General features: G+C 63.9%; 14 protein-coding genes. 12 read left to right on the top strand and 2 right to left on the bottom strand.

From position 1 onward, the window contains the following. Window positions 1-47: 47 nt before the first annotated feature. The 12 genes from trxA to AO692_RS24040 all read left to right on the top strand — a co-directional run bounded on the left by trxA (window position 48) and on the right by AO692_RS24040 (window position 11,497). Entirely contained in the window at window positions 48-371 is a 324-nt protein-coding gene (trxA, locus tag AO692_RS24095; protein WP_024924257.1) for a thioredoxin, read from the top strand. Between the two features lie 383 nt (window positions 372-754). After that, window positions 755-1,036, top strand: coding sequence for a cupin domain-containing protein (locus tag AO692_RS24090; protein WP_054312598.1), 282 nt, complete (start codon window positions 755-757; stop codon window positions 1,034-1,036). Window positions 1,037-1,096: 60 nt separating this feature from the next. Continuing rightward, on the top strand, window positions 1,097-1,861 hold the full coding sequence (locus tag AO692_RS24085) for a sulfite exporter TauE/SafE family protein (protein WP_054312597.1): 765 nt from the start codon (window positions 1,097-1,099) through the stop codon (window positions 1,859-1,861). 384 nt (window positions 1,862-2,245) lie between these two features. Then, window positions 2,246-3,745, top strand: coding sequence for an ABC transporter substrate-binding protein (locus AO692_RS24080; protein WP_244483473.1), 1,500 nt, complete (start codon window positions 2,246-2,248; stop codon window positions 3,743-3,745). 102 nt (window positions 3,746-3,847) lie between these two features. After that, window positions 3,848-4,789, top strand: coding sequence for an ABC transporter permease (locus AO692_RS24075; protein WP_054312595.1), 942 nt, complete (start codon window positions 3,848-3,850; stop codon window positions 4,787-4,789). Continuing rightward, the gene (locus tag AO692_RS24070; protein ID WP_054312594.1) at window positions 4,789-5,652 is read left to right on the top strand and encodes an ABC transporter permease; all 864 of its coding nucleotides are present in this window, start codon (window positions 4,789-4,791) and stop codon (window positions 5,650-5,652) included. The genes AO692_RS24075 and AO692_RS24070 overlap by 1 nt, the downstream gene beginning before the upstream one ends. Beyond that, window positions 5,652-6,875, top strand: coding sequence for an amidohydrolase/deacetylase family metallohydrolase (locus tag AO692_RS24065; protein WP_054312593.1), 1,224 nt, complete (start codon window positions 5,652-5,654; stop codon window positions 6,873-6,875). The genes AO692_RS24070 and AO692_RS24065 overlap by 1 nt, the downstream gene beginning before the upstream one ends. A gap of 8 nt (window positions 6,876-6,883) precedes the next feature. Continuing rightward, complete coding sequence (locus AO692_RS24060; protein WP_200911777.1) at window positions 6,884-7,891, top strand: ABC transporter ATP-binding protein; 1,008 nt, start codon at window positions 6,884-6,886, stop codon at window positions 7,889-7,891. Further along, window positions 7,888-8,880 (top strand): oligopeptide/dipeptide ABC transporter ATP-binding protein, encoded by a 993-nt coding sequence (locus tag AO692_RS24055; protein WP_054312591.1) that lies wholly within the window; start codon window positions 7,888-7,890, stop codon window positions 8,878-8,880. Before AO692_RS24060 ends, AO692_RS24055 begins: the two co-directional genes overlap by 4 nt. Window positions 8,881-8,892: 12 nt before the next feature. After that, window positions 8,893-9,381: a RidA family protein gene (locus tag AO692_RS24050; protein ID WP_054312590.1), complete on the top strand. Its 489-nt coding sequence runs from the start codon at window positions 8,893-8,895 to the stop codon at window positions 9,379-9,381. A 22-nt stretch (window positions 9,382-9,403) separates the two neighbouring features. After that, a complete protein-coding gene (locus tag AO692_RS24045; RefSeq protein WP_152979949.1) occupies window positions 9,404-10,621 on the top strand; it encodes an aminotransferase class V-fold PLP-dependent enzyme in 1,218 nt (405 codons plus the stop codon). Between the two features lie 57 nt (window positions 10,622-10,678). Beyond that, a complete protein-coding gene (locus AO692_RS24040; protein WP_054312588.1) occupies window positions 10,679-11,497 on the top strand; it encodes an IclR family transcriptional regulator in 819 nt (272 codons plus the stop codon). Window positions 11,498-11,542: 45 nt separating this feature from the next. Here the strand turns inward: AO692_RS24040 and AO692_RS24035 are convergent, their stop codons facing one another. Continuing rightward, window positions 11,543-12,874 (bottom strand): folylpolyglutamate synthase/dihydrofolate synthase family protein, encoded by a 1,332-nt coding sequence (locus AO692_RS24035; protein WP_054312587.1) that lies wholly within the window; start codon window positions 12,872-12,874, stop codon window positions 11,543-11,545. 30 nt (window positions 12,875-12,904) lie between these two features. Next, complete coding sequence (gene accD / locus AO692_RS24030; protein WP_054312586.1) at window positions 12,905-13,828, bottom strand: acetyl-CoA carboxylase, carboxyltransferase subunit beta; 924 nt, start codon at window positions 13,826-13,828, stop codon at window positions 12,905-12,907. Window positions 13,829-13,858: the final 30 nt, after the last annotated feature.

Genomic DNA, 13,858 nt, shown 5'->3' with positions numbered 1-13,858 from the left:
CTGCAGCACCACATCTAGCATAACGAAACATCCGAAAGGACTTGGCTATGGCCACCGTCAAGGTCGACAACAACAACTTCCGTGCTGACGTACTCGAGGCCAATGTGCCGGTCGTCGTCGATTTCTGGGCGGAATGGTGCGGCCCCTGCAAGATGATCGCCCCGGCGCTGGAAGACATTGCGAGCGAACTCGGCGCCAAGGTCAAAGTCGCCAAGCTGAACATCGATGAAAATCCGGAACTCGCCGCGCAGTTCGGCGTGCGTTCGATCCCGACCCTGATGATCTTCAAGGGTGGCGAAGTGGCCGACATCAAGGTCGGCGCCGCCCCCAAGACCGCGCTGTCGCACTGGATCAACGGCGCCGTCGCCTGATCGCTTTCGGTTCCGATACGATAAAAGCCCGGCCTAGCGCCGGGCTTTTTGTTTGCCCCCACCGAACCTCGGTACTGGCCCTCGTATTGTAGCGTGGGATGGCTTTTCCTTTACCGAAAAGAGGCCGGCGGCACATCTTTTGTGGGATTGTTGGCGCCGCCCCTCATCGCCCTGCCGGGCACTTCTCCCCGTAAACGGGGAGAAGGAGGCTGTCCGCAACGATGGTGCCCGTCCTGCAACGCTGGCGATTGGCGAAATCCTCGGCGGGAGCGTCCCTCTCCCTGTTAACGGGGAGAGGATGCCGGCAGGCAGGTGAGGGGCAGCGCAAATGATCAGCACCCAAGCTGAATATGCACGCTCGCTGGTCGAAAGAGGAGGAAAGCATGACCGGAACCGCCAAAGCCACCGTCTTCATCGACAACGAACGCGTCATCGTCACCGAGTACCGTTTTGCGCCGGGCGCCAACACGGGCTGGCATCGCCATGGCCATGACTATGTCGTCGTGCCGCTGATGGACGGCAAGGTGAAGCTGCTGACCGACGACGGCGAGAGCGTCGCCGAGATGAAGAAGGGCGTGCCCTATTTCCGAAAGGAAGGCGTCGAGCACGACGTCATCAACGCCAATGACGGCGAATACGCCTTCATCGAAATCGAGCTGAAATAGGCGTGTTTTGATCCCAGTGGCCAGCTTGCGCGATTCCATCCCCGCGTCGTACGGGATGTCATGGGTCTAGGGTCTCTCGTCGCCTTTGTCGGTTTTACCGCGGTCGCAGCCTACGTCCAGACATTGACGGGTTTCGCCTTCGGTCTGGTCATGATGGGCGCGATCGCGCTCGTCGGCCTGCTGCCTCTGCCCGATGCCGCCGCGATGGTCGGCATGCTCACCTTGATCAATGCCACGCAGATGCTGGTCCAGGGCGGCTGGCGCGAGGTTGCTCTGCGGGAGTTGCGGCTGATCCTGGTCGCAAGCCTGCCTTCCCTGTTCGTGGGTTATGCGCTGCTGGAATGGCTGGCGGATACGCGGTCCGATCTCTTGAAGATAGGACTTGGTCTGGTCATCATGCTGTCCAGCCTGCAACTGGCCATCAGGCCCGCCGGTTTGGCAAAGCGGTCGTCGAATGCGAGTTTCGTCGGCTTCGGCGTCATCTCGGGCCTGATGAGCGGGTTGTTCGCGACCGGTGGTCCACCGCTCGTCTATCTTCTTTTTCGCCAGCCGTTGCCGCATGCACGCATTCGCGAAACGCTGGTCACCGCTTTCGGCACCGCGCAGGCGGTCCGGCTCGTCGTCGTGGTGGCAAGCGGCAACCTGCCGTCCCTGTCGCCTATCGCGCTCGTTCTCGCCATACCGACAGTGATGCTGATGACCTATGCGGCGCGCCGCTGGCCGCCGTCGCTGTCGCAGCGGACGATGCGCACGAGCGTCTTTTTACTGCTTTTCCTGTCAGGCCTGTCGCTGGCGTTGCCGGCCGCCATGCATCTTGCCGGCTAGAGCGTTTCCGTTTTTCGCGAAGACCCTCTAGCTCTTTGTTTTTTAAGCAATTCCGGACGGAAAACGCGGTGCACTTTTCCTGGAATTGCTCCAGAGAACCATCGCATGCTGGCGCCGAGCATTGAGGCCGACGCTGCCGGCCGATGACTCGCCAGTCAGATCTTTCCCTTCAAATCAGACAGTATTTCTCACGCCGGGCGCGTGATCGCAGCGCCGGTCGCGCGTTGCGGCAGCGCCAGGAGGGATTGAGTCGTCAGCCGCTCGCGCTTGACGAAACGGAAAGTGGATGGAATAGTCATACACAAATAAAGCATAAATTACATAATAAGGGAACAAGGAGAGGCTATGAGACGCTTGTTGAGTGTTGCCGCGCTGCTTGCCGCAATGACATTGCCTGCCGTGCAAGGAGCCTGGGCCGAACCGGTCAAGGGTGGCGTGATCGACGTGGCGACCGTTGGCGAGCCGCCGACGCTCGATCCGATGGCCTCGACCGCCGATCTGGTTGGCATCGTCACCCAGCACATCTTTGAGACGCTCTACACCTTCGGCAAGGACTGGAGCATCACGCCGCTTCTCGCAGCCGACCTGCCCGGGATTTCGGGGGACGGGCTGACCTACACCATCCCACTCAGGACCGGCATCAAATTCCACGACGGCTCCGACATGGATTCGGCCGATGTCGTCGCCTCGCTGCAGCGCTGGGAGAAGGTGGCGACGCGCGGCAAGCAGGCGGCCGAGGTGATCAGTTCCATTGAAGCGGTCGACGCCAGCACGATCAAGATCGTGCTGAAGAAACCCTATGCGCCGCTGGTCTCGCTGCTCGCTTTCAACAATGCGGCGGCCATCATCATCCCATCGGAAAATGCCGGTGAAGACCCCCTCACCAAATTCATAGGCACGGGTCCGTACCTGCTGAAGGACCGCAAACCCGACCAGTTCATCCAGCTTGCCCGCTTCGACGGCTACAAGTCGCGCGAAGGTGAGCCGAACGTCTACGGCGGCGCGCGCAAGCAGTATCTCGACGAAATCCGCTTCGTGCCGGTGCCGGACCCCAATACACGCGTGGAGGGCGCGGTGGCTGGCCAATTCGCCTATGCCGACGCGTTGCCGGTGGAAGCCTACGACAAGATCTCCGGCGGCAAGACCAAGCCGGTGATCCTCAAGCCGTTCGGCTGGCCGGTCTTCGTCATGAACACCAAGGAAGGCCTGAATTCGGATATCCGCATCCGCAAAGCGGTGCAGGCAGCACTTGCCCCGAACGACATGCTGACCGCCGCCTTCGGTTCGACGGACTTCTTCACAATCGACGGATCGATGTATCCGGAAGGCTTCGCCTGGCACAATAAAGTGGGCACTGACGCCTATAAGTCCGACGGCGACACCGAGACCGCCGCGACGCTGCTCAAGGAAGCCGGCTACGACGGTTCGAAGCCGCTGCGCATCCTTACCAGCCGCCAATACGAGTTCCACTACAAGATGGCGCAGGTGGCACAGGCCTATCTCGAGCAGGCCGGCTTCAAGGTCCAACTCGACGTGGTCGAATGGGCGACGCTGACGAAGAACCGCCAGGACCCGAAGCTGTGGGACATCTACATCACCCACAGCCCCTTCCTGCCCGAACCCTCGCTCAATGGCTTCATGTCGGACACGACGCCTGGCTGGTGGGCGACCGACGCGAAGCACAAGGTGGTCGAGGCCTTCAACGCCGAGTCCGATCCGGCCAAGCGCGCCAAGCTTTATGAGGATGTGCAGAAGGTGATCTACGAAGAAGCGCCGATCTACAAGGTCGGCGACTTCAACGCGCTCGCCGCGCAGGCGCCGAACCTGCAAGGGATGACGCCGTCGCCGTGGCCCTTCTTCTGGAACGCTTATCTGGAAAAGTAAGCCGTTCCTCCCGCCCGTCCTCTTCTGCGGAAGAGGCCGCCGGGCGCCGAAAGGTGCCGGCGCCCGGCAAGTTTCCAGCGACTATGCAAGGATCGTGAGCCGATGCTGCGCACCATCTTCAACAGGCTCCTCGGCATGATCGTGGTAATGGCGCTGGTCGTGACCATCGTCTTCGTCATCGTGCGCGTCACGCCCGGCGACCCGGCCGCCGTCATGCTGGGTCCGGACGCCACTGCCGCCGACGTCGCCGCACTTCGTTCGAGGCTCGGCCTCGACCAGCCGATGGTCGTGCAGTTCGGCCGCTATGTTCTCGGCGTCGTGCAGGGCGATTTCGGCCAGTCCATCTTCCTCAACCAGCCGGTGACGACGGCACTCGCCCAACGCGCCGAGCCGACTTTCTTCCTCACCGTCTTCTCGCTATTGATCGCCACAGTGATTGCGCTGCCAGTCGGCATCCTTTCAGCTTATAAGCGCGGCTCCACCTTCGATCAGGTGGCGACGACACTGGCCATGTTCGCGGCCAGCGTGCCGAGCTTCTGGCTCGGCCTGCTGTTCATCCAGTTCTTCGCCGTGAAGCTCGGCTGGTTCGACACGTCTGGTTATGGCGGACCGGGCGCATCCTTCCTCGAGCGGCTCAATCATCTCGTCCTGCCGGCCCTGGCGCTCGGCCTCGTCTCGTCGGCGCTGATCACGCGCTTCGCGCGCGCCTCCATGCTCGACGTGCTCAACGACGACTATGTGCGCACTGCCCGTTCCAAGGGCATGAGCGAGTGGCGCGTGGTTCTCAAACATGCGCTGAAGAATGCACTGATCCCGATCCTCACCGTCATCGGCCTGACGGCGGCACTGCTGATCTCCGGTGCCGTCGTCACCGAGACGGTGTTCAGCCTGCCGGGCGTCGGCTCGCTGGTGGTGTCGGCGGTGCTGAGGCGCGACTACCCGGTCATCCAGGGCGCGCTCCTGGTCATCGCCGGCCTCTACGTGCTGGTGAATTTCGCCATCGACATGCTTTATCTTGCCATCGATCCAAGGGTACGCGCCTGATGGCCGCCATCTCCGCCCCCCTGCAAAGCGAACCCAACCTGCTGGCGAGGCTGATGGGCCGGCCGACCTCGGGGATCGGGCTGGTCGTGCTGGTGGTGATCGCGCTAGCCGCGCTTCTGGCGCCATGGATCGCACCCTATGCGCCGGTCAAGCTTTCCGTCGCGCACCGGCTGGAGGCGCCGAGCCTCACGCATCTGTTCGGCACCGATGATCTCGGCCGCGACGTCTTTTCCCGGATGCTTTACGCCGCACGCACCTCGCTGTCGGTCGCGCTTGCCGTCGTGGTCTTCTCGTCGATCGTCGGCATTGTGCTCGGGCTGATGGCCGGCTTCTTCAAGAAGCTCGACATGCCGGTGTCGCGCCTTGTCGACGCCATGATGACTTTTCCCGACATATTGCTCGCTATCGCGCTGGTCGCAGCACTCGGCCCGACCGCCGTCAACGTTGTGATGGCACTCGGTATCGTTTATGCGCCGCGGCTGGCGCGCGTGGTGCGCGCCTCGACGCTGGTGATCCGCGAGCTGCCCTATGTCGAGGCAGCCCGCGCTCTCGGCGTGCCGACCCCGGTGATCCTTGTGCGGCATGTGCTGCGCAACATCGCCTCGCCGATACTGGTGCAAGGCACCTTCATCTTCGCCAACGCCATCCTGGCCGAGGCCGGCCTTTCGTTTCTCGGCGTCGGCATCTCACCCGACATCCCGACCTGGGGCACCATGATCGCGGTCGGCCGGCAGTATATGGACCAGGCCGGCTGGATCATGATGTTTCCGGGTGCCGCCATCGTCATCACCGTGCTCGCGCTGCAACTGGTCGGCGACGGCTTGCGCGATCTCCTCGATCCCCGCCTGGCAAAGGATATCTGATGTTCGCCAATCGCTTCCCGCAAGCTCAGCGGCCGCTGCTGATCAGCGGGGCAAGGCCTGTCGGCTTCGGCTCCGGTTTCCCCGAACGGCTGGATGTGCTGGTCGGCAGGGACGGTCGTATCGCCGAGATCGGGTCGACAATCGCGGCGGGCGACGATGTGCGGACCGTGGAGGCGAACGGCGCATATCTGTCACCCGGCTGGACCGACCTGCATGTCCATGTCTGGTATGGCGGCACCGACATCTCGCTGCGCCCCGAGCAGTGCGGCGCGGCGCGCGGCGTTACCACCATGGTCGACGCGGGCTCGGCCGGCGAGGCTAATTTCCACGGCTTTCGCGAATATGTCATCGAGCCGGCGCGGGAGAATATCTACGCCTTCCTGAACATAGGCTCGATCGGGCTGGTGGCCTGCAACCGCGTCTCCGAACTGATCGACATGCGCTCGATCGACATCGACCGCACCATCGCCACCGTCGAGGCTAATCGCGATGTCATTGTCGGGCTGAAGGTGCGGGCAAGCCATGTCATCACTGGTGGCTGGGACCTTACCCCGGTGCGGCTGGCGAAGAAGTTCAGCCGCATCTTGAAGCTGCCGATCATGGTGCATGTCGGCGAACCGCCGCCGCTCTACGACGACATCCTGCCGCTGCTTTCGGAAGGCGATATCGTCACCCATTGCTTCAACGGCAAGGCCGGCGGGTCGATCCTCGAGGACGAGGACCTCTACCGGCTGGCCGAGGACGCGGCCGCGCGCGGCATCGTGCTCGACGTCGGCCATGGCGGCGCCTCCTTCTCCTTCGACGTGGCCAAGGCAGCGCTTTCGCGCGGCTTGCCGCCGAAGACGATCTCGACCGACCTGCACAACCGTTCGATGGACACGTCCGTGTGGGATATGGCCACCACCATGTCGAAGCTTCTCTCGCTTGGCATGGCATTCGAAGATGTCGTCGCCGCCTCCACCGTCGCGCCGCGGCGGGCGATCTCGCTGCCGAGCGAAAAGCTCATGGAGAAGGGCAAGCCGGCCGAATTCACGCTGTTCGATCTCGTCGAGGCCGATGTGACGGTGAAGGATTCGCAGGGAGCGGCCTCGACGCTGCACCGCCTGTTCGAGCCGCGCCATGCGATCCTCGGCGCCGAGGCAGTTCCTGCGCACCGCTACGTGCCGGTGGAAGGCGCGCCGAGCGGTGGCCAGGTCTGCCCGCATTGCGGATGGAAATCATGAGCGACAGCCTGGCCTCCGACACCATCCTGTCCGTCCAGGACCTGAAGACCTGGTTCGTTACCCGGCACGTCACCGCCAAGGCGGTCGACGGCGTGACCTTTGACCTGAAGCGCGGCGAGACGCTTGCCGTGGTTGGCGAGAGTGGCTCCGGCAAGTCGGTCACCAGCCTGTCGATCATGGGACTTCTGTCGCACCCAGGCAGGATCGAAGGCGGCCGGATCCTGTTCCGCGATCGCACCGAGAACGTGCATGACCTCGTCACCTTCCGGCCCGCGGACTTCCGCCGCATCCGTGGCCGCGAGATCGCCATGATCTTCCAGGAGCCGATGACCAGTCTCAACCCGCTCTATACGGTCGGCGACCAGATCGGCGAGATGATCGCGCTGCACGAGAAGGTGAGCCGCGAGGAAAAGCGCAAGCGCGCCCTGACCATGCTCAAGCATGTCGAGATCCCGGACGCCGCTTCGCGCCTGGACGACTATCCGCACCAGATGTCGGGGGGCATGCGCCAGCGCGTCATGATCGCCATGGCGCTGGCCTGCAACCCCTCGCTGCTGATCGCGGACGAGCCGACGACGGCGCTTGACGTCACCATCCAGGCACAGATCCTCGACCTGTTGCGCCGGTTGCAGGGCGAGTTCGGCATGTCCATTCTGTTCATCACACATAATCTCGGCGTGGTAGCCGAGATCGCTCACAATGTTGTGGTCATGTATGCCGGCCGCGTCGTCGAGCAGGCGCCGGTCAACCAGTTGTTCGCGCATCAGCGCCATCCCTACACGAAGGGGTTGCTCGCCTGCACGCCGAATGCCGGGCGTGATATCGATGCAGCGGGCGAGCGTCGCGCCCTCTATTCCATTCCAGGCTCGGTGCCGCCGATCACCATGCTGCCGCCAGGCTGCACCTTCGAGCCGCGCTGCGACTTCGCCATCCCGCCCTGCAAGGCAGCGCCTCCGCCGCTGGTACCGGCCGGCGCGAACGGGTTCTCCCGCTGCATCAGGAGCGCGGAGCTATGAGCGCCGTCACTGAGATCGATCGCCGTATCGAGACCAAGCCGCTGCTTGTCGTAGAGGGCCTCACCAAACATTTTCCGGCCCGCAACGGCCGCATCGTCCACGCGGTGGAGGATGTCAGCTTCACGGTGAAGCGCGGTTCGACGGTGGGGCTGGTCGGCGAGAGCGGTTCCGGCAAGACCACTGCCGGCCGCGTCCTCCTGCGCTTGACCGAGCCGACTTCGGGCAAGGCACTGTTCGACGGTGTCGACCTGTTCTCGCTGTCGACCGCCGAGATGCGCGCCTATCGACGCAAGCTTCAGATCGTTTTCCAGGACCCGTTCTCCAGCCTCAATCCGCGCTTGCGCGTGTCGGCCATCCTTGGCGAGGCGCTTGACGCCTGCGGTTTTCCGCGCGGTAGGAAGCGCAAGGAGCGCATCGCTGAACTGCTGACGCTGGTCGGCCTGTCGCCGGACCACGCCTTGCGCTATCCGCACGAATTTTCCGGCGGTCAGCGCCAGCGCATCGGCATTGCGCGGGCGCTTGCCGTGGAGCCGGAATTCGTCGTCGCCGATGAGCCGGTTTCGGCGCTCGACGTGTCGGTGCAGGCGCAGGTTCTCAACCTGCTTGGCGAATTGCAGAAGAGGCTGGGGCTCACACTGCTGTTCATCGCCCACGACCTGTCGGTGGTCGAATATCTCTGCGACGAGGTGGTGGTGATGTATCTCGGCCGGGTGATGGAGCGGGGTCCGAGCAAGCTGGTCTATGCTGCGCCGCGACACCCCTACACCAGGGCGCTGCTCGCCAGCGCACCGGTGCCAGACCCGACGCGCCGGCGCACGCATGTGGCGCTGACGGGCGATATCGCGAGCCCGATCGCGCCGCCGTCCGGCTGCGTCTTCCGCACCCGCTGCCCCGAGGCGATTGCCGCCTGCGCGGAAATCGTTCCGCCTACCGTCGAGATCGACGGTGGGCATCATGTGGCCTGTATCCGCCACGACGGAAGAGCCTGACTGGAGCCTTGCATGAATTTTTCGACAACGAAGCGTCCGCACGAGACGCCCTATGAGCGATTGAAGGCGCTCGGGATCACGCTTCCCGAGGCGCCGCCGCCGATCGCCAATTTCGTCACCCATGTGCAGGAAGGCAAGCTGCTGTTCCTGTCAGGCCAAGGACCGATCGAAACTGACGGCCGCAAGCATATCGGCAAGGTCGGCGCGGATGTCACCATCGAGCAGGCCTACGCTCATGCCCAGCTGACCGGCGTCAACCTGATCGCGGTTATGCACGCGGCCCTGGGCGACCTTTCGCGCGTGCGCCGCCTGGTCAAGCTGTTCGGCATGGTCAACGCCGTACCGGATTTCGCCGACCATCCGGCGGTCATCAATGGCTGCTCCGACCTGATGATCGACGTTTTCGGGCCGGCCGGCGCGCATGCCCGCTCTGCCATAGGCCAAGGTTCGCTACCCGGCCAGATCACTGTCGAGATCGAAGCCATCGTCGCGATTGACTGACGAACGATTGATGAGGAATACCATGGACAAGCCCTCCAGCAGAAAACAGATCGACATCCGCGCCCGGCTCAAGCTCAGGCCGGTCATCAACGTCTCCGGCACGATGACGGCGCTCGGTGCCTCCATCGTGGTACCCGACGCTGTCGAGGCGGTTTCGGCCATTCTCGGTGAATTCGTCGAGATGGGTGATCTCTATCGCCGCGCCAGCTCTATGATCGCGGACCTTACCGGCGCAGAAGCCGGCTTCGTCACGGCGTCCTGTTCGGCGGGCATCACGCTGGCCGCCGCGGCATGCATGACCGGCTCCGATCTGGCGGCGATCGAACGGCTGCCCGACGCCACTGGATTGAAGGACGAGGTCCTGATCCAATCCGGCCACATGGTCAGCTACGGCGCGCCGGTTGAGCAGGCGATCCGGCTGGCCGGCGCGAAGGTCGTTCCCGTCGGCCAGGCCACGAGCGCTCATGCGTATCAACTGGCCGGTGCGATCACCGAACGCACGGCCGCGGCCGTCTATGTCGTGTCGCATCACGTCGTCGACTATGCCCAGATTCCGCTGAAAATATTCTGCGATGTCTGCCATGCCCGCGGCGTGCCGGTGATCGTGGATGCCGCCTCCGAGTACGATATGACTGGCTTCCTCGCTGACGGTGCAGACTTGGCGCTTTATTCCGGCCATAAGTTCCTCGGCGGTCCGACGTCCGGCATCGTCGCCGGACGCAAGGAAATGGTGCGTGACACCTATCTGCAGAACCGGGGCATCGGCCGCGGCATGAAGGTCGGCAAGGAAGGCATCGTCGGCGCGCTTGCCGCACTGCAAGCCTGGAAGAGCCGCGATCATGCCGGTATCCGTGCTCGCGAGCGGCTCGTCTTGGATTGCTGGGTCGAGGCCCTGGCTGACCGGCCGGGTATCACCGCTGCGGTCGTTCCCGATCCGACGCACAACCCGCTCGACCGGTTGAAGGTGAACGTCGACACCGAAGCGGCAAACATCACCGCTTGGGATCTCGCCGACCGGCTGGCCGCCGGCGATCCGCCGGTGATTGTGCGCGATCACGAGGTCGAGCATGGCTACTTCTTCCTCGACCCGTGCAACCTGCATCCCAATGAGGAGTTCATCGTGGCGAAGCGGCTTGCCGAGGAACTGGATCAGGCACGGAAGTCGAACACAGTCATTGCGACGCCTTTCGAGGATCGCCTGCTGGCGCGTGAGGCGGCGATCCTCAAATGGCCGGATTGAACGTCTGTTGCGCACCAACCCCTGATTCTACTATGGGGGTGAAAAAGGCGAGATTTCATGTCGACGACAGAGACTGATATTGAGGTGGGCGAGGCGAAAACGGCGCGGATGCCGCGCCGTTCGCGCACCAGCGGCATCGATCGGGCGCTGCAGGTCCTCGACCATTTGCAGAAGCAGGGCCGGCCGACCACCGCATACGAGATCGCGCGCGCTGTTGGTGCGCCACTGTCGACCATCTACGTCATCGTTGACGACCTTGTCGACAAGGAGATGCTCGATCGCAAGGACGGCGGGCTGCTGTGGCTCGGGCCGCGGCTCTATCATTACGGCCTGAGCTATGCCCGTTCGCTGGATCTGCTCGAGGTTGCCGTGCACGAGATGCACCAGCTGGCGCACCGTTCGGGCGAGACGGTTCAGATTTGCGGCAGGGACGGCGACAACATGGTGGTGCTCGCCATGGAGGAAGGATCGGATCACTTCCAGGTCACCTCGCGCGTAGGCACACGCACGCCGCTGAATTGGACCGCCTCCGGGCGCCTTTTGGTTGGCCATCTTTCCGAAGCCGAACGGCTGGAGCTGTTCGGCCGCTCGGCCACGGCCTCGCCCACCGGCCGCGCCGAAACCGATAAGGAACTGCTTGCGTCCGCCGCTGCCGCTGCGCTCGAGCAGGGCCTGTCAATCCAGGCCGGCGAGTCCGATTTTTCGGTCGCCTGTGTCGCGGCTCCCATCCGCGACTCTCAAGGTGCCTGTCGAGCCACGGTTTCCATTGTCGTGCCGGATGTAAAGATCAAGCAGAAGGATCCGGATCTGGTAGCGCTGGTCAAGGAAAGCGCTCGGCGTATCGAGACACGGCTGGGCTGGCACCGCCCGGACTGAGAAGCCGCCGCATAAGGCAGCCCAAGCGTAATGTGAGCGTCAGGTTCAGCTCGGCGGGGTACCGTTTTCGGCCAGCACGGCACCGGCCAGATAGAGCGAGCCGCCGATCAGGATACGCGGCGGGACTTCCTTTTCGTCCCAGGTATCGCGCAGCAGCATCAGCGCGTTGGCGACGGAGCTGACCGGCTCCGCCGACAGCTCCGCCTCGGCCGCGCGTGCAGCGAGTTCGTCGTTCGGCACCCCGGAATCGCTCATCGACACCGGCACCGTGTAGACATGCCTGGCCAGCCCCTTGAAGGCGCGGAAATAGCCGCTCTGGTCCTTGGTGTTGATCATGCCTGAAATCAGGAACAGCGGCCGCGGCGTCTTTTCCTCCTGCTCGGCGAGCGCCTCGGCGATGGCCGTGCCGGCGCCCGGATTGTGGCCGCCGTCCAGCCAGATCTCGGCGCCGCGCGGTGCCAGGTCCACCAGGCGTCCCTGCGTCAGCCGCTGCATGCGGCCTGGCCAGGATACGCTGGTCATTGCCTGGTCGGCGTCATGTTCGCCGATCTCGAAACCGGCGGCCTTGATTGCGGCGATGGCCGCCGCGGCATTGGCGAACTGGTGGCGACCGGGCAGGCGCGGCGGCGACAGATCCATCAGCCCGTCACCGTCCTGGTAGACCATGCGGCCGTTCTCTCCGAAGGCAAGGAAATCCTGGCCATAGACCGAGAGCGGCGCGCGCAGCCGCTCGGCGGTCTCGATCAGCACGAGCTGTGCCGCTTCGAACTCCTGCGCACCGACCACGACCGGGCAGCCGCGTTTGATGATGCCGGCCTTTTCGGCCGCGATCAGTTCGACGCGATCGCCGAGATAGGCTTCGTGGTCGAGCGACACCGGCATGATCACCGAGACCGCCGGCCGCTTGATGACGTTGGTGGCATCGAACCGCCCGCCGAGGCCGACCTCCATGATGGCGGCGTCCGCCGGATGCTCGGCAAACAGCAGGAAACCGACAGCGGTCAGGATCTCGAAGACGGTGATCGTCTCGCCTGCATTGGCTTCCGCCACGCGGGCGATCGCGTCGGCGAAGACCTTGTCTTCCACCAGCCTGCCGCCGCCTTCGGCGCCCAGCCGGTAGCGTTCGTGCCAGTTCACCAGATGCGGCGAAGTGTGCACATGCACGCGGTAGCCGGCGGCCTCGAGCAGCGCCCGTGAGAAGGCCGCGCAGGAGCCCTTGCCGTTGGTGCCGGCAATGTGGATCACCGGCGGCAGCCTGTCCTGCGGATTGCCCAGCCGCTCCAGCAGGCGGCTGACGCGATCCAGCGAAAGGTCGAAGCCCTTCGGATGCAGCGTCATCAGATGTTCGATCTGACGCTCGGCGGAGAGTGTTGTCATGCGGAGGCTCCGCGCTGCACTTGGATAGGGTTACGCCTGCGGTCGCGCTTCGGGCTTGGTCACAACCGGAGGCAGGATTTCCGGCTCGGCGGTCTTCTTTTCCGGCGGCTGCTTGAGCAGCAGCTTGAGCAGGCCGGCCACGGTTTTCTTCATCTCCAGCCGGGAGACGACCATGTCGACCATGCCGTGCTGCATCAGATATTCCGAACGCTGGAAGCCTTCGGGAAGCTTCTCGCGGATCGTCTGCTCGATGACGCGCGGGCCGGCGAAGCCGATGAGCGCGCCGGGTTCGGCGATGTGTACGTCGCCCAGCATCGCATAGGAGGCGGTAACGCCGCCGGTCGTCGGATTGGTCAGCACGACGAAATAGGGCAGGCCGGCTTCCTTCAGCCGGTCGACGGCAACGGTGGTGCGCGGCAATTGCATCAGCGAGAGGATACCCTCCTGCATGCGCGCGCCGCCGGATGCAGCGAACAGGATCAGCGGGCGCTTGCGCTGCAAGGCGACCTCGAAGGCGCGGATGATGGCCTCACCGGCGGCCATGCCGAGCGATCCGCCCATGAAGGCGAAATCCTGCACGGTAACGACCACGGGGAGGCCCTCGATCGTGCCGGTGGCGTTGAGGATGGCGTCCTCCAGTCCGGTCTTGGCCTTCGCCTCCTTGAGGCGGTCGGTATAGCGCTTCTCGTCGCGGAACTTCAGCGGGTCGATGGGGACCTTGGGGTTCTCGATGACCTCGTACTTGCCGTCGTCGAAGAAGAACTTCAGCCGCTCCCTGGCCGAGATCTTCATGTGGTGGCCTGAGGATGGGATGACGAACTGATTCCCTTCCAGGTCCTTGTGGAAGATCATCTCGCCGGTTTCCGGGTCTTTCACCCAGAGGTTCTCCGGCACTTCCCGGCGGCCCAGCATCGAATTGATCTTCGGGCGAACGAAGTTGGTGATCCAGTTCATCGCTTCGGCTCCTGCCCCAATAGCGTGGTT

The sequence above is a fragment of the Mesorhizobium sp. 1M-11 genome (genome assembly GCF_001303895.1).
In the GTDB taxonomy this organism is placed as follows: Bacteria; Pseudomonadota; Alphaproteobacteria; order Rhizobiales; family Rhizobiaceae; genus Mesorhizobium.
The sequence above is the reverse complement of the archived record's forward strand: the minus strand, read 5'-3'. Positions and strand labels throughout refer to the sequence as shown.